The sequence below is a fragment of the Rhodococcus sp. KRD175 genome (assembly GCF_017168275.1).
Taxonomy (GTDB): domain Bacteria; phylum Actinomycetota; class Actinomycetes; order Mycobacteriales; family Mycobacteriaceae; genus Rhodococcoides; species Rhodococcoides fascians.
Genome location: NZ_JABFAQ010000002.1, coordinates 289241 through 310369 on the forward strand (window position 1 = coordinate 289241; position 21129 = coordinate 310369).

Consider the following 21129-nt stretch of genomic DNA (forward strand, 5'->3'; position numbering starts at 1 on the left):
CGGCCGCGCTGACATTCCCGTCCTCACGGTCCAACGCCTCGAAAAACCGCACCTTCAACCCAGCACATGCCACGATCCCCGCAACTCCCTCAAATCGAGGGTGTTGCGGGGATCGTTAGAACCCGCCAGTGCGTTACGGGGACATTCGCGTCTGTCGTGGTGCGAGATCAGCGCGCGGGAGTCAGGGGCCCGCCGGTGAGTACGCGGTAGGCGTAGTTGGTGGCGATCACCGAGACCGGAAGGGTGACGAGCAGACCGAGGCCGCACAGCACAATGCCGATGAAGTTGATGGCGGCGAGGGCCAGCAACAGCAGCAGGACCGGGCCGAAGTTCTTGACCGTCAGGTCGATAGACGACTTGATCGACTCGATCGCCGACTGGTTTCGATCGATCAGAAAAGTCAGTGCGAAGTTCGCGAGGAAACCGATCACGATCAGCAGGACGGTGCCAAGGAACGGAACGAAGCTCAGCACGACGCTGGCCACCGTCCAGATCAAAGCCAGTACCGCAATCTGCGGAACGTTCGTGAGTTGGAAGAACCTGCCGAACGTCGGCTTCTGTGGCCCACCCGTTTCGTCCAACGCTCCCCGTACGTATGCCGCATTCACGAAGTAGGACACGAATGTCGCGATCGTGGTCACCACCAGGAATGCGCCCGACGTCGCCGCGACGGCAGTACTTTCACCTCGGTCGGCAGCAGCGACCGCGGCCGTCAGGGTCGACGCGAACGTGACGATGAACACGGCGACGCTGACCGCCCACACGATGGCCGTAATACCGAGCCACGGTCCGGTGTTGGCCTTGAACTTGTCGAAGCCGTAGCTCAGTGCAGCACCGACGTCGAGTCGACCGGGGTTGGGTCCGAGAGGTGTCTGTCCGTAGTTCTGATTTCCGTAGTTCCCGTAGTTCCCGGGCGGCGGTGGGTAATTGCCGGGCGGGGGTGGATAGCCACCGGGCGCACCCTGAGGTGGGTAGTTTCCGGGCGGCGGTGGGTAGTTTCCGGGAGGGGGAGGATAGCCGCCCTGAGGCGGGTAGTTGCCGGGCGGTGGGTACCCGCTTCCCGGTGTCTGCGGCGTGTTCGGGTCCGGCTTGTCCGGGTTGGGTCCGCGACCGTATTGCGGTCCGTCGGGCGGGTTTTCACTCACGATTCACCCTTCATGTCTGGCGTGGTACGTCGACGATTCGTCCGCATTTTCGAAGCTGAGCGAACCGTAGACCGCTGAGTTGTGTCAAGGCGTTCGACACGTGGACGGTCGTGCGGGCCCGAATACCGTCGGGCATCGTCGATGGTTCGAATTCTTGCCGAGCGCACCGGGCCGGGGCCCACTAGGGTTGTTGTTTCTACCCATACCGGGACTATCACGAGGGGCTCGCCGTGGGCATCAAGGTTGCACTCGAACATCGCACCAGTTACCGATTCGACCGCACGGTCAAGATCTTTCCGCACGAGATCAGGCTGCGACCGGCACCGCATTCGCGCACTCCCATCGAGGCGTATTCGCTGAAGATCGAGCCGGCCGAGCATTTCGTCAACTGGCAGCAGGACGTCTTCGGCAACTTTCTCGCCCGCGTGGTGTTCCCCGAGCGAACCGACCATCTGTCCATCACGGTCGGACTCGTTGCGGACATGGCGTCGATCAATCCGTTGGATTTTTTCGTCGAGGAATGGGCGGAGCACTTCGGCTTCGCATACGAGGAACACGATCTGCCCGATCTCGAGCCCTATCTTCGCCCGGTGGACGAGGACAAGGCCGGTTCCGGGCCCGGGCCGGTCGTGTCCGCGTGGGTGGAGAAGCTGCAGGCCGCCGTCGTCGAGCGCGGAGAATCGTTGCGCACCATCGACTTTCTCGTCATGGCCAATCAGGCCGTGATGGCGGACGTCGGCTACTCAGTGCGGATGGAGCCCGGAGTGCAGACCCCGGACCTGACGTTGACGTCCGCCGTGGGATCGTGCCGTGACTCCGCGTGGTTGCTGGTGTCGGTCCTTCGTCAGATGGGCCTGGCCGCGCGTTTCGTCTCGGGTTACCTCGTCCAATTGTCCTCGGACGTGAAATCGCTGGACGGTCCGTCCGGGCCGGTCGAGGACTTCACCGACCTGCACGCCTGGACCGAGGTGTACCTCCCCGGTGCCGGTTGGGTCGGAATGGACCCCACCTCGGGCTTGTTCGCGGGCGAGGGTCACATTCCACTGTCGGCCACGCCGCATCCGTCGACCGCGGCCGCGATTTCCGGCGCGACGAGCAAATGCACAGCCGAACTGGACTTCTCGAACACGGTGGTGCGTGTTCACGAGGATCCGCGTACAACGTTGCCGTACACGGCCGAGCAGTGGGACGCGATCGAGGCCACGGCCGAGAAGATCGACCGGCGCATGCTCGATCAGGACATTCGATTGACCGTCGGTGGTGAGCCGACGTTCGTCGCCATCGAGAACCAGGAAGCGCCCGAGTGGAACACCACCGCAGACGGTCCGCACAAGCGCAAGCTGGCCAGCGTTCTCGCAGAACGACTTCGAACCATCTACGCGCCCGACGGCATGGTCCAGCGCAGCCAGGGCAAATGGTATCCCGGTGAGCCTCTCCCACGATGGCAGGTGGGTTTGTTCTGGCGCACCGACGGCCAGGCACTGTGGCACGACTCGGACCTCATAGCCGATCCGTGGTCGGCGGACGATCTGCGTCCTGATCCAGTCGACAATTCAGTATCGCAGAAGCTGATCGACCGACTGGTCGACGGATTGGGTCTGCCCGCCTCGCAAGCGCGTCCGGCCTACGAGGACCCGCTCGTCAAGCTGTTGGATCTGGTGCGTCAGCCCTACGGGGATCCGCCGGCCGACGCCGACGATCTCGAACCGGGGACAGATTCCGCAGCTGCGAGAAGGCTTCTCCTCGAACGGCTCGACGCCAGTACCGACGAACCGGCGGCATTCGTGTTGCCGATCTCGCGGACCGAGGACGGCACTGGCTGGCAAAGCGCCGACTGGAAGCTGCGACGTGGGCGAATCGTGTTGTTGGAGGGGGATTCTCCCGCCGGGCTCCGTCTGCCGCTACGAGCGATCTCGTGGGACGGGGGGCCGGTCGAGAACCCGGCCGATCCCACCGCACCGAAACCCGATCTGCCGACCCCGCAGCTGACGCAGCAACCACCCCGGGCCGTCGACCCGGCCGAGTCACGCTACGCGCAGGCGGTGCGGGAGACGTCCGGAGTGGGTGGAACTGCGGTGACCGCACTGGTCGCCGAGGTACGCGACGGCGTACTGCACGTGTTCATGCCGCCGATGGATCGATTGGACGACTTCGTCGATCTGGTCTCTCGGGTGGAGCGCGCCGCATCCGCGATCGAGACACCGGTCGTCCTCGAGGGCTACGGCCCGCCTTCGGATCCCCGTATCCAAACCCTCACGGTCACTCCGGATCCCGGGGTCATCGAGGTGAACGTTCAGCCGACGTCGTCGTGGGCGGAGCAGAACGAGCTGATGGAGCGCTTGTATCTCGAGGCGCGTAAATCACGGTTGAGTACCGAGGGTTTCGACAACGACGGCACCACCCGGGGCACCGGCGGTGGCAACCACATCACCCTGGGTGGCGTCACACCGTCCGATTCGCCGGTGCTGCGCCGACCGGACCTGCTGGTGTCTCTGTTGACACACTGGCAACGTCACCCGTCGCTGTCGTACCTGTTCTCGGGTCGATTCATCGGTACCACCTCGCAGGCCCCCCGAGCCGACGAAGGTCGTGAGGAGTCGCTCTACGAGCTCGAGGTTGCGTTCAGCGAGATCAAGCGTCTGACCGGTGCCGACCGTTCGGCATCGCCGTGGGTCGTCGATCGGGCGCTGCGGCACCTGCTCACCGACATCACCGGGAACACGCACCGTGCCGAGTTCTGCATCGACAAGCTGTACAGCCCCGACTCCACCCGCGGCAGGCTCGGTCTGCTCGAACTTCGCGGATTCGAGATGCCGCCGCATCATCAGATGGCGATGGTGCAGTCCTTGCTCGTGCGCTCGATGGTCTCGCGATTCTGGGATACCCCGCTCGAAGCACCACTGATTCGGCACGGTGCCAACCTGCACGGTCGGTACATGTTGCCGCACTTCGTGATCGGTGACATCGGCCGGGTCGCCGAGGATCTTCGCGAGCACGGCATCGAATTCGACACCAGCTGGCTGGACCCGTTCACCGAGTTTCGTTTCCCGCGCATCGGTACCACCGTCGTCGGCGATGCCGAGATCGAACTGCGCGGTGCAATCGAGCCGTGGAACACGCTCGGGGAAGAGTCGACGTCGTCGGGCACGGCGCGCTACGTGGACTCCTCGGTCGAGCGCATCCAGGTTCGCGTTGCCGGTGCCGATGTGGGCCGCTACCTGTTGACCTGCAACGGGGTGCCGGTACCGATGTTGCGCACCGAGCGACAGGACGTCCAGGTCGCCGGAGTTCGCTATCGCGCCTGGCAGCCGCCGAGCGCGCTGCATCCCACGATCGAGGTGCAGAGTCCCTTGCGATTCGATCTGGTGGAGATGCAGACCGGGCGCGCAGTCGGTGGGTGTTCGTATCACGTGGTGCACCCCGGCGGACGGTCGTACGACGGTCCACCGGTCAACTCGGTGGAGGCGGAAGCGCGACGCAACGGCCGGTTCGAGGAGGGCGGGTTCACGTCCGGCAAGGTGGACATAGCAAGATTGCTCGAGATGCACGCTCGCCAAGCGATCGACGTGACTGCGCCCGGCATGCTGGACCTGCGCCGGACCGGGGTTCACACGTCCTGAGGCGGGCAGAAAAGAACGAGTCGACCGGTAGCGATTGCGGTCCGACGCGGAACGGGTGGATTCGGCAACGACCACACCTCATCCGGCGACGGAGTGTGATCGACCGACGGAAGGAACAACGGCTCGATGGTGCCCGTGGATACCGCTCACAGTGAGGCGGGCCGCAACGAGACGGCGGCCGGTGCGCCCGACCCCGTGTCACCCGACCTGGTGTCACCGTGGCTCGAATACCACGGTCGACGTGAGGCCGTGACGGGTCGTAGAGATCTGTTCGACGAGATGCTCGGTGCCGACGACACGGTGCGTCCGCACTGGGCGGAGCTGGTCGACGGTATGCGCGACGCCGGCCCGGGTGCGATGCAGACGTTGCAGTCTCGGGTCAGTCGGCTGGTCGACGACCACGGAATCACCTACAACCCGATTCCGACGGGCAGCAACGAGCCCGGGCCCAGTTCTGTGCGGTGGGGACTGGACAGCGTCCCGTACGTCGTTGCAGCGGACGAATGGGATCGGCTCGAAGCGGGGCTGGTCCAGCGTTCGCAACTGCTCGACGCCATCCTGACCGACATCTACGGAGCGCAGGAGACAGTCCGGCGCGGTTTGATTCCGCCCGAGCTCATCTTCGGCAACCCCGGCTATCTTCGGCCTGCTCACGCCATCACCGTTCCGGGTCCGCATCAGTTGTTCATGCACGCAGCCGACATCGCGCGCGGGTCCGACGGCCGGTTCTCGGTCGTTGCGGATCGCACTCAGGCACCGTCCGGGGTGGGGTATGCGCTGGCCGATCGCCGAGTGATGTCGCGGGCGATGCCCGAGTTGTTCCAGGCGAGCAATCCGAGGCCGTTGTCGACTTTCGCTCGGGCGATGCGCTTGGCTCTGCGTGACGCTGCACCCGCGTCCGCCGAGGATCCTGTCGTGGTGGTGTTGACGCCGGGTTCGCATTCCGAGACGGCATTCGACCAGGCCTATCTGGCAACGGTTCTGGGCTTTCCGCTCGTCGAGAACGCCGATCTGGTGGTGCGGGACGGCTGTTTGTGGATGCGTTCGCTCGGCACACTGCGACGGGTGGACGTGGTGTTACGACGCGTCGACGCCGAGTTCGTCGACCCGCTCGATCTGCGTCCGGATTCGCATCTGGGTGTGGTCGGTCTGGTCGAGGTCCTGCGGCGCGGTGCGGTGAGCGTGGTCAACACTCTCGGTAGCGGAGTCCTCGAGAATCCCGCACTGACACCGTTGCTGCCGGCTCTGAGCCGGGCTCTGCTGGATGAGGATCTGACTCTCGATTCGGTCCCCACCTATTGGGGTGGTGATCCGATCGCACTCTCGCACATGCGAACTCGCTTCCGATCGCTGGTATTGAGATCCACCGTGTCCCGACGCGCGGTCGTGGGTCACGATCTCACCGAGCAGGCGGCCCGGGCGCTGTGGGACGAGGTCGAGGCAGCTCCGTGGAAATGGACCGGTCAGGAAGTGCCGGAGTTCTCGCTGGCTCCGGTGGGTTCGTCCTGGGGCAGCGGGTCGGGGGAGCAGTTGGCGGTTGCTCCGGCCCAGGTCGGAATGCGCTTGTTCACCGTCGCGCAGCGGGTCGGCTACACCCCGATGCGAGGCGGTCTGGGTCAGGTCATGATCACGGCGCCGGTCACCGAACCACTGATCACCGTCGCCTCCAAGGACGTGTGGGTCAAGTCGGTGGAGAGGGTCACTCCGGCCGATTCTGCTCCGCACACCCCGCCTGCCACGGTGGAGGAGTTGCCGCAGTACGCCGCGTCCAACGTCGAGGTGGTCAGTTCCCCGCGTGTGCTGGGCGATCTCTTCTGGTTCGGTCGGTACAGCGAACGCGCGGAGGACATGACACGTCTGCTCATCGCCGCCCGGGATCGGGATCAGGACTATCGCTCGATGCCGTGGCTCGACGGCAGCGACAGCCTGCCGCTTCTGCTGGAAGCGGTCACGAAGGTATCGCGCACGGGACCGGGATTCCTGGACGAGACGATCCGCGCCGATGCGATGGCCGAAATGCGTTCGCTGATGCTCTCGGTGGAGCGCCTCGGTTCACTGGCGCAGTCGGTCGATCGGATGCAACAGGCAGCTCGTGCGGTGCGCGATCAACTCTCGAACGACACCTGGGCAGTGCTCGCTCGCATCGACACCGCGCTCGATGAGTTGGGCGAGTCGGCCGTCAACAACGGTGCCCAGCTGGCTGCATCGCAATCGAGCGTGCTGCGCGGTCTGCTCGCGCTGTCCGGACTGGCGTCGGAGTCGATGGTTCGCGACGCCGGTTGGTACCTGATGGACGCGGGCAAGCGAATAGAGCGGGGATTGCAACTGACAGCGTTGCTGTCAGCGACTCTGAGTCACGCCCTGACGCCGTCCACCGAACAGGCGGTCATCGATTCGGTGCTGTCTGCGGCAGAGTCCTCGGTGATCTATCGCCGACGCAACAGTGGTCGTGCACGGCCGGCTGCAGTTGCGCAGCTCCTGCTGTTCGACGCCGGCAACCCTCGCGCACTGGTGTACCAACTCGACCGCCTTCGTGACGACCTCGGGGCGCTACCGGATGCGTCCGGTAGCTCGCGGCCCGAACAACTCGTCGAGCAGATGCGGGTTCGGTTGCGGCGCGTCGACCCGGGTGATCTGGAGTCGGTCGACGCCACCGGGCGGCGGGTGGAACTGATCGATCTCGTGGACGGTATTCACGATTCGCTCGAAGAACTGTCCCGAGTTGTTCTCGCGACGCACATGTCGCTGCCGGGCGGTACCCAGCCGCTGTGGGGCAGCGTCGGTGCGCGGATCGGAAGCGGGGCACGATGACGAGTCGTCGGTACCGAATCAAGCACATCACCACGTACACCTACTCCGATCGCGTCACGTCGTCCTACGGGCGAGGATTTCTCGCGCCGCGGGACATGGACGGGCAGCACTGCGTCGAGAAGTCGGTCACGGTGGAGCCGCCACCCACCGATCAATCGTTCGGCGTCGATGTCTACGGCAACGAAGACGTGTACTTCCACGTGACCAACGATCACGAGAAGCTGGTCGTCACGGCGGATTCGCTCGTCGAGGTGTACCCGCGGCCGGTGGACGAGACCACGTCGTGGCCTGCGACTGCCCCGTGGGAATCGGCCCGGATGGCCATGTTCGACCCCACCAGGACCGATGCAGCGGAGTCGGCACGTTCATCGGCGGTGGAGTTCGCCCTCGATCTGCCGACGCCGGAGATCACGGACGAGGTGCGAGCGTACGCCGCGCCCAGTTTCACGCCGGGGCGTCCGCTCGCGGACGTCATCGTCGATCTGACGCACCGAATCTTCACCGACTTTCGGTATCTGTCCGGGTCCACGACGGTATCGACCACCGTGGTCGACGTCCTCGCCGCACGTTCGGGGGTCTGTCAGGACTTCGCTCGGTTGGCCATCGCCTGTCTGCGGTCGCAGGGGTTGGCTGCACGGTACGTGTCGGGCTATCTCGCCACGGAACCGCCACCGGGCAAGGAACGCATGATCGGTGTCGATGCGACCCACGCGTGGGCCGCGGTGTGGATGCCCGACGACCGCTGGCTGGCCTTCGATCCGACCAATGATCAGCTGGTCGACGAGCGATATGCGACGGTCGCCTGGGGCCGTGACTACGCCGACGTTCCGCCGCTGCGCGGGGTCATCTACACCGAGGCCGAGAAGAGCACGATCGCGGTCTCGGTCGACGTTGCACCGATGTAGTTCGCGCTGCATACTTTGGTGGCTTCGGGGTAACCGGCCAGCTGGTCGGGTCTACGAATGGGATCTCGAAAGCCGCAAAACGGACAATCGTGTCTCTTTCGTAGCCGACGACACGGCACAGTACGACGTAGCGAACAGGTAGCTTGGACAACGATGACCGCAACACTTGCAGACCCTGTATCCGAGGTAGTGGCAGCAGCCCAGCGACTACTGACCAAGCGCACCGGGGCACCGGTGACGCTGATCGATCCCGTCGACCTCGGGGGTAGTGGCCAAGCCATCGTGTTGCGAGTGAAGGTGTCCGAGAATCCTTTTCAGCTTCCGCGAACCCTTGTCATCAAGCAGGTGCGCGATCTTCCCGGAGAATCGGAGCTGCATTCCGAGCTCACCGATGTCGCCGGGTCGAGTGCATTTCTACGCGAGGCCGCCTCGTACCAGTTCGCGAATGCGCTGGCCACCGACAGCAGGCCGGGGCCGGAGCTGCACGCCTACGATCTCGATGCTCGGCTGTTGATTCTGAGCGACCTCGGTGACGCCAGTGCGATCCCCACGCTGCTGCGCAGTTCCGATGAATCTATGGTCACCAACTCGTTGATGGCCATGGCTCAGGCGCTCGGGCGCATGCATGCGGCAACCGTGGGCCGTGAGGACGATTTCGCAGCATTGCTTCGGCGGGTCGGCCAGCCCGACTCGGCAGACGGAATTTCCGCGCAGATACCCGACGCCCTCGCCGCGGTACCCGGCATGTTGACCGGATTGCTCGGAGTAGGGGCACCACCGGACGTCCTTCTCGAACGGGTCTCGCGCAGCGGACGGCTGTTCGCTCACGGGGCGTTCCGTGCCTTCAGCCCGTCGGATCTGTGTCCCGACAACATCATCGTCAACGACGAAGGCGTTCGATTCCTCGACTACGAGTGGGGCGGTTTTCGAGACGCCACTCTCGACATCACGTACGCGTTGGCGTCGTTCCCGGGGTGTCTGTGCAGTTTCGAGCTCTCGCACGATCGGGAGCAGGCCATGATCGACGCGTGGCGTTCGGAGGTCGTCGGCATCTGGCCTGCACTGGCGGACGACCACGTGCTGGCGACCAAGCTGCTCGACGCGAGGTTGATCTGGGTGTGGCTGACCACGTACTGGTTCCTACCCGACGATCACACTCGAATTGCCGCGGCGCGCGCACACCAGCTGTCGGTACCGCGGTCGCAGGCGCTGATTTCGCGGTGGTCGGTGCTCCAGGACAGCGCAGTGCGTTCGGGAGAGCCCGATATCGCCGACTACGCCGAGTCGGTCGTGTCCGCTCTGCGCGCGAAGCGGGACCGCTGAGCGCGAACGCGTTCGCCTTTCGTACCGTCGAATCGGTAGCGTTCGACCGGTGAGCGGCGGTTTCGGAAGTGACATCTCGGACGACGAGTCGGACGGCGACGGATTGTTCGATCCACCCGCGGCACCGGATCCGATGATCGACGAGCCGCGTCCTACTTCCACGTACACGCGACCCGACGCACCGCTCGCTGTACGCATGCGACCGACGACGCTCGACGAGGTCGTCGGACAGTCTCATCTGCTGGCACCCGGCGCACCGTTGCGTCGTCTCGTCGAGGGATCCGGAGCGTCCTCGGTGATGCTGTACGGCCCGCCCGGAACAGGAAAAACCACGCTGGCGTCGTTGATCTCGGGGGCGACCGGTCGCAAGTTCGAGGCGTTGTCCGCCCTGTCGGCCGGGGTCAAGGAAGTGCGCAACGTCATCGAACTCGCGCGCCGCCGGCTGTTGTCCGGTGAGCAGACCGTGTTGTTCATCGACGAGGTCCACCGTTTCTCCAAGACGCAGCAGGACGCACTGCTCGCCGCCGTCGAGAACCGAATCGTGTTGCTCGTGGCCGCCACGACGGAGAATCCGTCCTTCTCGGTGGTGTCACCACTGCTGTCGAGATCGCTGGTGCTGCAATTGCAGCCGCTCCGCTCCGAGGACATCGAACTGTTGCTGACCCGTGCGGCCAACGATCCCCGAGGCCTGGACGGTGCGGTGACCATCGCCGAGGACGCAATGGACCACCTGGTGCGGCTCGCGGCCGGTGACGCCCGCCGAGCGTTGACGGCCCTCGAGGCGGCAGCGGGTGCCGCAACCGACGGAATGCTGGACCTCGCGACGGTCGAGGCCAGTGTCGACAAGGCCGCGGTGCGCTACGACCGTGACGGCGACCAGCACTACGACGTCATCAGCGCGTTCATCAAGTCGATCAGGGGATCCGACGTCGATGCCGCACTTCATTACCTCGCACGCATGATCACCGCGGGGGAGGACGCCCGCTTCATCGCGCGGCGGCTCGTCGTCCATGCGAGCGAGGACATCGGGATGGCCGATCCCACCGCACTGCAGACGGCCACCGCCGCGGCGAGTGCCGTGCAGATGATCGGAATGCCGGAGGCGCGACTGGCGCTGGCGCAGGCAACCATTCACCTGGCGACAGCGCCCAAGTCCGGTGCCGTGATCGGCGCACTCGGAGCGGCCATGGCCGACGTCGCCGCAGGCAAGTCCGGATCGGTGCCTCCGCATCTACGCGACGGCCACTACAAGGGTGCCCAGGGGTTGGGCAACGCGGTCGGATACAAATACCCGCAAAGCAGTCCGGGTGGCGTGCTGGGACAGCAGTATCCGCCCGACGAACTGGTGGGCGTGAACTACTACGAGCCCACCGAACACGGTGCCGAGCGCGAAATCGCGACCAGGGTGGGGAAACTGCGGCGCATCATCCGAGGCCGATAGGCCCTCGAATCGGCACAGGGTCTGACGACGCTAACCTGTATCAGTGCAGACCCATGAGATCCGCAGGCGTTTCCTCGACCATTTCGTGAAGGCGGGACACACCGAAGTACCCAGTGCGTCGTTGATCCTCGACGATCCGAACCTGCTGTTCGTCAATGCGGGCATGGTTCCCTTCGTGCCGTTCTTCCTCGGGCAGCAGACGCCGCCGTACAAGACGGCGACGAGCGTCCAGAAGTGCGTGCGCACCCTCGACATCGAGAACGTCGGTATCACCACTCGGCACAACACGTTCTTCCAGATGGCCGGAAACTTCTCGTTCGGCGATTACTTCAAGCGTGACGCGATCAAGCATGCCTGGACCCTGCTGACCGACAGCGTCGAAGACGGCGGGTACGGGTTCGATCCCGAGCGGATCTGGGCCACGGCCTACCTCGACGACGACGAGGCGATCGAGCTGTGGAAGGAGATCGCCGGTCTGCCCGACGAACGCATCCAGCGTCGTGGAATGGCCGACAACTACTGGTCCATGGGAATCCCCGGACCCTGTGGGCCCTGCTCGGAGATCTACTACGACCGAGGCCCCGAGTTCGGTGCCGAAGGCGGCCCCGAAGCCGACGAGGACCGGTACATCGAAATCTGGAACCTCGTCTTCATGCAGAACGAACGCGGCCAAGGCATCAGCAAGGACGATTTCGAGATCCTCGGCCCACTGCCGAAGAAGAACATCGACACCGGCATGGGCGTCGAGCGCGTCGCATTCCTGCTCCAAGGCGTCGACAACGTGTACGAGACCGATCTCGTGCGGCCGGTCATCGCCAAGGCAGAGGAGCTGTCGGGTCGGACCTACGGCAGTAACCACGACGACGACGTCCGCTTCCGCGTCATCGCCGACCACGCGCGCACCGCTGCATTGCTGATCTCCGATGGAGTCAATCCCGGCAACGACGGCCGCGGCTACGTGCTTCGGCGCCTGCTGCGTCGCATCGTCCGATCCGCGCGACTCCTCGGCGCACCCGACGAGACGATGGCGCAGTTCATCACCGTCGTCCGCGACACCATGGCCGAGTCGTACCCCAACCTGGTCACGGACTTCGATCGCATCCTCACCGTCGCAGTGGGGGAGGAGACCGCCTTCCTCAAGACCCTGACGTCGGGCTCGCGGCTGTTCGAGGGTGCCGCGGAGGCCGTCAAGGCGTCGGGCGCGAAAAAGATCGGCGGCGCCGAAGCCTTCGCGCTGCACGACACCTACGGGTTCCCGATCGACCTGACGCTCGAAATGGCCGCCGAGGCCGGACTGTCCGTGGACGAAGACGGATTCCGCTCGTTGATGGCCGAGCAACGCACTCGCGCCAAAGAGGACGCCCGCGCGCGCAAGCATGCACACGCCGACCTCACCGTCTACAAGGATTTCGTCGACGGTTCGCCGACCGAGTTCACCGGGTTCGACGAACTCGGTTCCGAGGCAACGGTTCTCGCGTTGATCTCCAACGGCGTTCGGGTTCCGACCGCGGTCGCCGGCGAGAGCGTGGAGATCATCCTCGACCGCAGCCCGCTGTACGCGGAATCCGGTGGTCAGATCGCCGACATCGGCACCATCACCGCACCCGGCCTGACCGTCAAGGTCAACGATGTGCAGAAGATCGCCAAGAAGGTATGGACCCACAAGTCCGTGGTCGACGCCGGCCAGATCACCGAGGGCGACACCGTGCATGTCGACGTCGACCACGCCTGGCGCAAGGGCGCCACCCAAGGACACTCGGGCACGCACATGGTGCACGCCGCACTGCGCCAGGTGCTCGGACCCAATGCGACGCAGGCAGGCTCGCTGAACAAGCCGGGGTACCTGCGCTTCGACTTCTCCTGGCAGGGCGCGTTGTCCGAGGCGCAGCGCGACGACATCGAGAATGTCGCCAACGATGCGGTCGGCTCGGACTACGAGGTCAACACCCTCGTCACCGACCTCGACAGCGCCAAGAAGATGGGGGCCATGGCGCTGTTCGGCGAGAACTACGGCGACGAGGTCCGCGTGGTCGAGATCGGCGGGCCGTTCTCGATGGAACTCTGCGGTGGCACTCACGTCCAACACTCGTCGCAGATCGGTCCGGTCACCATCCTCGGCGAATCCTCGGTCGGCTCGGGAGTACGCCGCGTCGAAGCCTTCGTCGGCCTCGACTCGTACCGCTACCTGGCGAAGGAACGCGCGCTGTTGGCCGGCGTCGCGTCGTCGTTGAAGGTCCCGTCCGAGGAGGTGCCGGCGCGCATCGAGAACCTGGTGGAGCGTCTTCGGGTCGCCGAGAAGGAACTGGAGTCGGTCAAGGCCGCGGCCGTACTGGCCTCGGCGGGAGAGTACGTCGGTAAGGCCGAACGGTTCGGTGACGTGCGAGCAGTCGTCGCGCAGGCACCCGACGGCGTCGGCGGGAACGACCTGCGCACGCTGGCCACCGACATCCGCGGCCGACTCGGGACGGATCCGGCCGTGGTCGTGCTGTTCGGCACGGTCGGTGGCAAGGTCCCGTTCGTGGTCTCGGTGAACAAGGCCGCCCAGGAGACCGGAATCGCGGCCGGCGAGCTGGTCGCGTCGTTCGGCCCGAGCATCGGTGGCCGAGGTGGTGGCAAGCCCGAACTCGCCCAGGGATCGGGCTCGGATGTCGCGGGCATCGCCGCAGGGATCGACGCCGCTCGGGCGCGATTGACCGAACTCACCACCCACTGACGATCGTGCCGACTCAGGGGCGAGGCCCCGATCGACCCGGCGTCGACGATCCGGGCCGCGGCCGACGCATCGGCATCGACGTCGGGAGCGTTCGCATCGGCATCGCGTCGTCCGACCCCGACGGTGTCCTCGCGACGCCCGTCGAAACGGTGCCGCGGTCCAAGGTCAAGGGGCCCGATGCGCCGGACGTCGTCCGGGTGGCGGAGATCATTGCCGAGTACGAGGCCGTCGAGGTCGTCATCGGACTGCCTCGGACGTTGCGCGGTGAACGTGGAAGTGCAGTCGACGCGGCGGAGAGATTCGGCCGTTCTCTGCACAGGAGGTTGGGCGACGTGCCGATTCGCATGGCGGACGAGAGACTGACTACGGTGAGCGCGTCGCGTGCCTTACGGGAGAGTGGTGTGCGCGCGAAGGATCAGCGATCGGTCATCGACCAGGCCGCCGCGGTAGCGATACTGCAGGGTTGGCTCGACGAACGACGGGCCGCGGCGCACCGAGCAACGACGAATTCAGGATCGACGGAGGTCGACGAGTGAGCAACCATGGGTCCGATGATCGGGGTCGACGGCGGGTGGCCCCGGACGAGGCCCACACCGATCCGATCGGGTATCGCGTGGACGAGGGCAGTGAGTTCCACCGGAGTATGAATCGGTCCCGGCCGCCGCAACGCAGTGAACCGCATACGCAGGGCACCCGTCGTGCGGATCGCGAGGCCGGCGGCGGCCCGGTAGTCGACCCGGATGCCGGAGCGATGCCGCAGGCCGTGGGTCGGAGCCGCGCCGCCGGTCGCAGGGAACGCGCTGCGTCCAGCCGGAAGCGTCGTGGCCGAGTCGTCGCCCTGGTTCTCGGGCTGCTGTTGGTCGTCGCCGTGGCAGGAGGGGGGTACTTCGCAGTGAACAAGTTCGGGAATCGAACGACACCGAACGAGGACTTCGCGGCCGGTTCGTCCGGTGACGGAGTCGTGATTCAGGTCCATCCCAACGACACCGCCCAGCAAATTGGTACCGAGGCTGCGAACAAGGGCGTGGTGGCGAGTTCCGGAGCGTTCCTCGAAGCTGCGCTGCAGAACAATGCGATCACGTCGGTCCAGCCGGGCTTCTACCTGCTCACCAGCGGTGTTCCGGCTTCCCGCGCGGTCGAGGAGCTGGTGGATCCTGCCTCGCGGGTGGGAAACATGGTCATCTCGGAGGGGCGTCAACTCCACGACGCGAGAGACGTCAACACCGGTTCGGTCAAGAAGGGGATCTATACCTTGATTTCCGAGGCCAGCTGCGTGGATCGGACCGGCAGTGGCAGTCCGACGTGCATCAGCTACGACGATCTCAACGCAGCAGGAGCAGTCGACGATCCGGCGGCCCTGGGAGTGCCGCAGTGGGCAACCGACCGCGTCGAGGGCGTGCCGGACCGAGACCGCCAGCTCGAAGGTCTGATCGCCGCCGGAACGTGGGACTTCGATCCCAGCGCCGCTCCTGCGGACATCCTGAAACAACTGGTGTCCGAGAGCGCCACCCGGTACGAGGACACCGGAATCCTCACCGCGGGCAGCAACTCCGGACTTACCCCGTACGACACACTCGTCGCGGCCTCGTTGGTGGAGCGTGAATCCCTGCCACAGGACTTCAGCAAAGTGGCGCGGGTGATCCTCAACCGTCTCGCGGTGCCGCAGAAGCTCGAATTCGACTCGACGGTGAACTACTCGCTCGACACCACCGAGGTGGCCACCACCGACGCCGATCGCGCCACGGTGACGCCCTGGAACACCTATGCCAGCGAAGGGCTGCCCGCCACTCCGATCTCGTCCCCGAGCATCGGTGCGGTACAGGCCGTCGAGATGCCGGCCGACGGAGACTGGCTGTACTTCGTGACCATCAACCAGGCTGGGGAGACGCTGTTCACCCGCAGTTACGACGAGCACCTGGCCAACATCGGCAAGGTGGAAGCCGGATTCCTCGACAGCGGCCGCTGACATGCGTGCCGCCGTACTCGGCAGCCCGATCGAGCACTCGAAGTCACCGGTGCTCCATCGGGCGGCCTACCGCGCCCTCGGCCTCGACGAGTGGACCTACGACCGTATCGAGTGCACTGCCGAGCAACTTCCCGGACTGGTCGACGGTTTCGGGCCGGATTGGGTCGGCGTGTCGGTGACGATGCCCGGCAAAGTCGCTGCTCTGACGTACGCGTCGGAACGTACCGAACGCGCCGTCCTGGCCGGGTCGGCCAACACTCTGCTGCGGACGGCGTCGGGATGGCGGGCGGACTGCACGGACGTGGACGGTGTCGTCGGCGCACTGCGAGATGCTGGAATCGACGATCTGACCGGTGCCGCCGTGACGGTGGTGGGTGCAGGAGGTACGTCGAGACCCGCGATCGTGGCCCTGGCAACACTGGGTGCCGCGTCGGTCACGGTGGTTGCTCGATCGGCCGATCGTGCGACGGCCACTCTCGGGTGCGCGGTGGCCGCCGGGCTCCGCGCCGACTTCGCACAGTTCACCGATCCCGGGCTCGCCGACGTCGCAGCGGCGTCGGCCGTGCTGGTCAGCACCGTCCCCGCAGCCGGGGTTGCCCCCTTCGCGGCCGCTCTCGGCCGGGCACCCGTCGTACTCGATGCGATCTACGACCCCTGGCCGACCGCACTCGCCGCTGCGGTCGACGACGCCGGCGGAACCGTCATCAGCGGACTGTCGATGCTGCTCAACCAGGCCTACGGGCAGGTAGAGCAATTCACCGGTATGCCGGCACCACGATCGGCCATGCGAGAGGCGCTCGGCGTCGTTCGGTAGCCGCGTTCTGTGGTCGACCGACTGGCAACCTCCATCGGCACCCGTCGATCATCGGCTGTGCACAGGGCGACGGTTGTTCACAGGGTGGCGGTTGTCCACAGGTCTTTTCGTGACCTGGATTGTGCGCGCGACTCGGTTCGTCTCGGTGCGACGCTTCGAGCCATGTGGAGTCTGGGTGTTGCTGTCACGGTCGGTGCTGTGGTCGGTGTGGTGCTGCGCGTCGTGTTGCGTCGATGGCAGCCGCGTCTTCTACCGGCGCTGTGTGTCCTCGGATCCGGGTGGGCGTGGTGGAGATTCGGGGACAGCCCGCATGCCGCGTCGTGGGGGCTGATCACCTGGTGCGTACTGACGTGGTGGTTCGCTGCGCTGATCGCCGTCGATCTGGGGTGTCGCCGGCTGCCGAACGTGTTGACCGTTCCCGGTGCGGTCGTGGTTCCGGCAGTGCTGGTGGCGACGGGTTCAGCTCAGGCTCTGCTGGGCGGCGGGCTGCTGTTCGGCATCTACCTCGTGGTTCATCTCGGTGCGCCGAGGGCGTTCGGCGCGGGTGACGTCAAGCTCGCCTGGTCGGTGGGTTCGATCGCTTGCCTGGGCGGTACAGCCGGGTGGACCGTCGCGGCGTTGGCGGCGCCGGTGGCCACAGCCGTGGTGGGGTCGGTCGCGGCGGCCTGCGGATACCCCTGTGCGCGCATCGCGCACGGGCCGTCGATGTGCGCGGCCACCCTGCTGGCAGTTGCGGCGGCCACGGCGTGAAAAGATGTTCGAGTGCTGCGCTGGATAACTGCCGGAGAATCCCACGGACCCGCTCTCGTCGCCATCCTCGAAGGAATGGTCGCGGGAGTCGAGGTGACCTCGGACGACATTGCTCGCCAACTCGCTCGCCGTCGCCTCGGTTACGGCCGCGGTGCCCGCATGAAGTTCGAAGCGGACAAGGTGACCCTCACGGGCGGCGTTCGTCACGGCCGGACCATGGGCGGGCCGGTGGCGATCGAGGTCGGCAACACCGAATGGCCGAAGTGGGAACAGGTGATGTCGGCCGACCCCGTCGACGAGGCCGTCCTCGCCGATCTGGCCCGTAACTCTCCACTGACTCGACCACGACCCGGGCATGCCGATTTCTCCGGGATGCTCAAGTACGGCTTCGACGACGCACGTCCGGTGCTCGAGCGTGCCAGTGCGCGTGAGACCGCGGCGCGGGTGGCGATCGGAACGGTCGCGCGGCTGTTCCTGAAGCAGGCGTTCGGCATCGACGTCGTCTCGCACGTGATCTCCATCGGTGCCTCGGATCCCTACGTCGGCCCGCCGCCCGCGGGCGCGGACATCGATGCCATCGACGAGTCTCCGGTGCGGGCCTTCGACAAGGCCGCCGAGGAGTCCATGATCGCCGAGATCGAAGCCGCCAAGAAAGACGGCGACACCCTCGGCGGCATCGTCGAGGTCGTCGTGCACGGACTGCCGGTCGGCCTCGGCTCGTTCGTCTCGGGTGAACGCAAGCTCGACGCCAGACTGGCGGCTGCGCTGATGGGCATCCAGGCGATCAAGGGTGTCGAGGTGGGCGACGGTTTCGAGACCGCGCGCCGACGCGGCAGTGTCGCACACGACGAGATCAAGCCAGGGCCCGACGGAATTCTCCGCTCGACGAACCGCGCGGGCGGGATCGAAGGCGGAATGACCAACGGTGAGGCTCTGCGGGTGCGCGCCGCGATGAAGCCCATCTCCACGGTTCCCCGCGCGCTGTCGACGGTGGACATGTCGACCGGCGACGAAGCGGTTGCCATCCACCAGCGCTCGGACGTGTGCGCTGTTCCGGCCGCCGGAGTCGTGGCGGAGACGATGGTTGCCCTTGTACTCGCGCAGGCAGCGTTGGAGAAGTTCGGTGGGGATTCGCTGGCGGAGACGACGAGCAACGTCGACCACTACGTGAAGGGCACCGCCGCCCGACCTCCGCGATGAGCCCGTACGCGGTCCTCGTCGGACCGCCGGGTGCAGGAAAATCGACCATCGGACGGCGACTGGCCCAGGCGTTGAATCTGGATCTGTTCGATACCGACGTGGCCATCGAACGAAAAGCCGGGCGAACCATCGCCGATATCTTCTCGCACGACGGTGAGCCTGCATTTCGCGAGATCGAAGAGCGGATCGTCGCCGATGCCCTGGCCTCGCACGACGGCATTCTTTCCCTCGGCGGCGGAGCCGTATTGTCGGCTGCAACCCGAAAGCTGCTCGCCGCGCACACTGTGGTCTATCTGGAAATCAGTGTGTCGGAGGGGCTTCGGCGAACTGGAGCCAACACGTCTCGGCCACTGCTCGCGGGCCCGGACCCGCGCGCCAAGTACCAGGAATTGATGCGTCACCGCCGCCCCCTCTATCGCTCGGTTGCCACCGTGCGAGTGCGGACGGACAGTCGTAGTCCGGCCCGAGTCGTGAATCAGTTGGTGGCCAAGCTCACTGCTCTCGCACCGGTGCCCGTTCGCGAAGTGAACGACGAAACCCCCAGTAGATGAAGGTGATTCGATGACAGAGCCCGTACGCGTCCAGGTCGAGAGTGCCAACCCGTACCCGGTGATCATCGGCCGAGGCCTGTTGACGGACCTCGTCGACGAGCTCGCCGGAACCGCGACGGTCGCGATCTTCCATCAGCCACCCCTGGCCGAGACGGCCGAAGCAGTGCGAGCTGCATTGGCGGACAAGGGGATCGATGCACACCGCATCGAAGTTCCGGACGCCGAGGACGGCAAGGACCTCGCGGTCGCCGGATTCTGCTGGGAGGTGCTGGGACGCATCGGCCTGACCAGAAGTGACGCCATCGTCTCGCTCGGCGGCGGCGCGGCCACCGATCTCGCCGGTTTCGTGGCGGCGACGTGGATGCGCGGCGTTCGAATCGTCCACGTTCCGACGACTCTGCTGGCCATGGTCGACGCCGCCGTCGGTGGAAAGACCGGAATCAACACCGATGCCGGCAAGAACCTGGTCGGCTCGTTCCACGAACCGGCCGCGGTGCTGGTCGACCTCGCGACACTCGAGACCGTGCCGAAGAACGAGATCGTGTCGGGCCTGGCCGAGGTGATCAAGACCGGCTTCATCGCCGACCCGGTGATTCTGGACATCATCGAATCAGACCCCGCTGCGGCGCTCGATCCGACCGGCGACGTACTGCCGGAGCTCATCAGACGGTCCGTGGAAGTCAAGGCCAGGGTCGTGGCCGCCGATCTGCGGGAATCGAATCTACGGGAGATCCTGAACTACGGGCACACCCTCGCCCACGCCATCGAGCGACGCGAGCAGTATCGCTGGCGGCACGGAGCTGCGGTGTCGGTCGGGCTCGTGTTTGCCGCCGAGCTCGGTCGTCTGGCGGGCCGGCTCGACGACGCGACCGCGGACCGCCATCGGGCGATTCTCGAATCGGTCGGCCTGCCGGTGACCTACGACGAGCACGCGTTCGCGGATCTGCTCAAGGGAATGCAGACGGACAAGAAGAACCGCGCAGGCTTGCTTCGATTCGTCGTCCTGGACGGATTGGCCAAGCCCGGTCGACTCGAGGGCCCGGATCCGGCTCTGCTCGTCGCGGCTTTCTCGGCTGTGGGGCGCGAGGCTCCGGCGGCCGGTGGTTCCGCCATCATGTTGTAGATCCGGGTGTTGTAGGCCTGGGACACACTCCGAACACACAACGGGCGGTGGTCGATGCAAACACTGCATCGACCACCGCCCGTTGGACGTGTGTCGCGTGGATCAGGAGGCGTCGGCGCTCCCGCGACGGTTGCCGCGCTTGTCCATCCGGGGCTTGCCGTCGGCGTCGACAGCCGAGAACACCTCGGTGTCGGCCTCGCCGTGCTCGGGTGCCCATTGCGGTTCGGCCTGCGACCGCGTGCCCGCCCGGTCCGCCTGCTCGGCCGAGCCCGCGTTCACCAGCTGGCGCTCGTGTGCTCGCTCGGCGTCGGAGGTGGCCAACTTCTTCTTCGCCTCGCGGTTGACGATCTGCCTGCCGACGAACATCGCGATGCTCGCGACGACGAACACCGTCAGGATCGTGAACGCTGCGCCCGAGGTCAGCTCGAAGATCAGTCCGTTCTGACCCAGGCTGAAGTCGACGAAGAAATCGATGATCCAACTGAGCAATCCGGCGAGCAGTCCGCCGACCACAGCAGCCTTCAGCCAGACCATCGTCAGGTCCTCGCCCTTGTCCGGGTCGGGGTTCCTGCGTCGGTCGCGGATCCCGTCGATGCCGGCCCAGACGGCGATGACGAGCACGACGAGGGCATACGCCACCCATCGCAGCGCCGAACCGCTCAGAGGCCACATCGACACCGCTGCCCCCAGCAGCAGTCGAGCGACGACGTTGATCAAAGCCATACCTATGCCACGCACTGCCCACCCAGTCATGCGGCACAGCATAT

15 protein-coding genes are annotated in these 21129 nt (G+C 65.8%); 13 read left to right on the top strand and 2 right to left on the bottom strand.

Annotated features, from left to right (window positions below; genetic code table 11):
- Window positions 1-167: 167 nt before the first annotated feature.
- Complete coding sequence (locus J1M81_RS02035) at window positions 168-1145, bottom strand: hypothetical protein (RefSeq protein WP_206497513.1); 978 nt, start codon at window positions 1143-1145, stop codon at window positions 168-170.
- A gap of 230 nt (window positions 1146-1375) precedes the next feature.
- Between J1M81_RS02035 and J1M81_RS02040 the strand changes: the two genes are divergently transcribed.
- The 13 genes from J1M81_RS02040 to aroB all read left to right on the top strand — a co-directional run bounded on the left by J1M81_RS02040 (window position 1376) and on the right by aroB (window position 20362).
- On the top strand, window positions 1376-4765 hold the full coding sequence (locus J1M81_RS02040) for a DUF2126 domain-containing protein (protein ID WP_032400787.1): 3390 nt from the start codon (window positions 1376-1378) through the stop codon (window positions 4763-4765).
- A gap of 126 nt (window positions 4766-4891) precedes the next feature.
- Window positions 4892-7576: a circularly permuted type 2 ATP-grasp protein gene (locus J1M81_RS02045; RefSeq protein ID WP_206497514.1), complete on the top strand. Its 2685-nt coding sequence runs from the start codon at window positions 4892-4894 to the stop codon at window positions 7574-7576.
- A complete protein-coding gene (locus J1M81_RS02050; protein WP_032382091.1) occupies window positions 7573-8481 on the top strand; it encodes a transglutaminase family protein in 909 nt (302 codons plus the stop codon). The genes J1M81_RS02045 and J1M81_RS02050 overlap by 4 nt, the downstream gene beginning before the upstream one ends.
- A gap of 153 nt (window positions 8482-8634) precedes the next feature.
- Entirely contained in the window at window positions 8635-9804 is a 1170-nt protein-coding gene (locus J1M81_RS02055) for a kinase (RefSeq protein WP_206497515.1), read from the top strand.
- Window positions 9805-9937: 133 nt separating this feature from the next.
- A complete protein-coding gene (locus tag J1M81_RS02060) occupies window positions 9938-11245 on the top strand; it encodes a replication-associated recombination protein A (protein WP_241257633.1) in 1308 nt (435 codons plus the stop codon).
- 43 nt (window positions 11246-11288) lie between these two features.
- Window positions 11289-13958 carry an alanine--tRNA ligase gene (gene alaS / locus J1M81_RS02065; RefSeq protein WP_206497517.1) on the top strand — a complete coding sequence of 890 codons (2670 nt, stop codon included), beginning with the start codon at window positions 11289-11291 and terminating at the stop codon, window positions 13956-13958.
- A gap of 2 nt (window positions 13959-13960) precedes the next feature.
- Window positions 13961-14494 carry a Holliday junction resolvase RuvX gene (gene ruvX, locus J1M81_RS02070; protein WP_206497594.1) on the top strand — a complete coding sequence of 178 codons (534 nt, stop codon included), beginning with the start codon at window positions 13961-13963 and terminating at the stop codon, window positions 14492-14494.
- The gene (gene mltG / locus J1M81_RS02075; protein ID WP_206497518.1) at window positions 14491-15924 is read left to right on the top strand and encodes an endolytic transglycosylase MltG; all 1434 of its coding nucleotides are present in this window, start codon (window positions 14491-14493) and stop codon (window positions 15922-15924) included. The genes ruvX and mltG overlap by 4 nt, the downstream gene beginning before the upstream one ends.
- 1 nt (window position 15925) lies before the next feature.
- Window positions 15926-16738 carry a shikimate dehydrogenase gene (locus tag J1M81_RS02080; protein ID WP_206497519.1) on the top strand — a complete coding sequence of 271 codons (813 nt, stop codon included), beginning with the start codon at window positions 15926-15928 and terminating at the stop codon, window positions 16736-16738.
- Between the two features lie 162 nt (window positions 16739-16900).
- On the top strand, window positions 16901-17488 hold the full coding sequence (locus tag J1M81_RS02085; protein ID WP_080736532.1) for a prepilin peptidase: 588 nt from the start codon (window positions 16901-16903) through the stop codon (window positions 17486-17488).
- A 12-nt stretch (window positions 17489-17500) separates the two neighbouring features.
- On the top strand, window positions 17501-18688 hold the full coding sequence (gene aroC / locus J1M81_RS02090; protein WP_206497520.1) for a chorismate synthase: 1188 nt from the start codon (window positions 17501-17503) through the stop codon (window positions 18686-18688).
- Window positions 18685-19239 carry a shikimate kinase gene (locus J1M81_RS02095; protein WP_032372483.1) on the top strand — a complete coding sequence of 185 codons (555 nt, stop codon included), beginning with the start codon at window positions 18685-18687 and terminating at the stop codon, window positions 19237-19239. The genes aroC and J1M81_RS02095 overlap by 4 nt, the downstream gene beginning before the upstream one ends.
- 10 nt (window positions 19240-19249) lie before the next feature.
- Complete coding sequence (gene aroB, locus J1M81_RS02100; protein WP_032372482.1) at window positions 19250-20362, top strand: 3-dehydroquinate synthase; 1113 nt, start codon at window positions 19250-19252, stop codon at window positions 20360-20362.
- A 102-nt stretch (window positions 20363-20464) separates the two neighbouring features.
- Here aroB and J1M81_RS02105 read toward each other — a convergent pair whose 3' ends face one another.
- Entirely contained in the window at window positions 20465-21115 is a 651-nt protein-coding gene (locus tag J1M81_RS02105; protein WP_032372786.1) for a B-4DMT family transporter, read from the bottom strand.
- Between the last annotated feature and the right edge of the window lie 14 nt (window positions 21116-21129).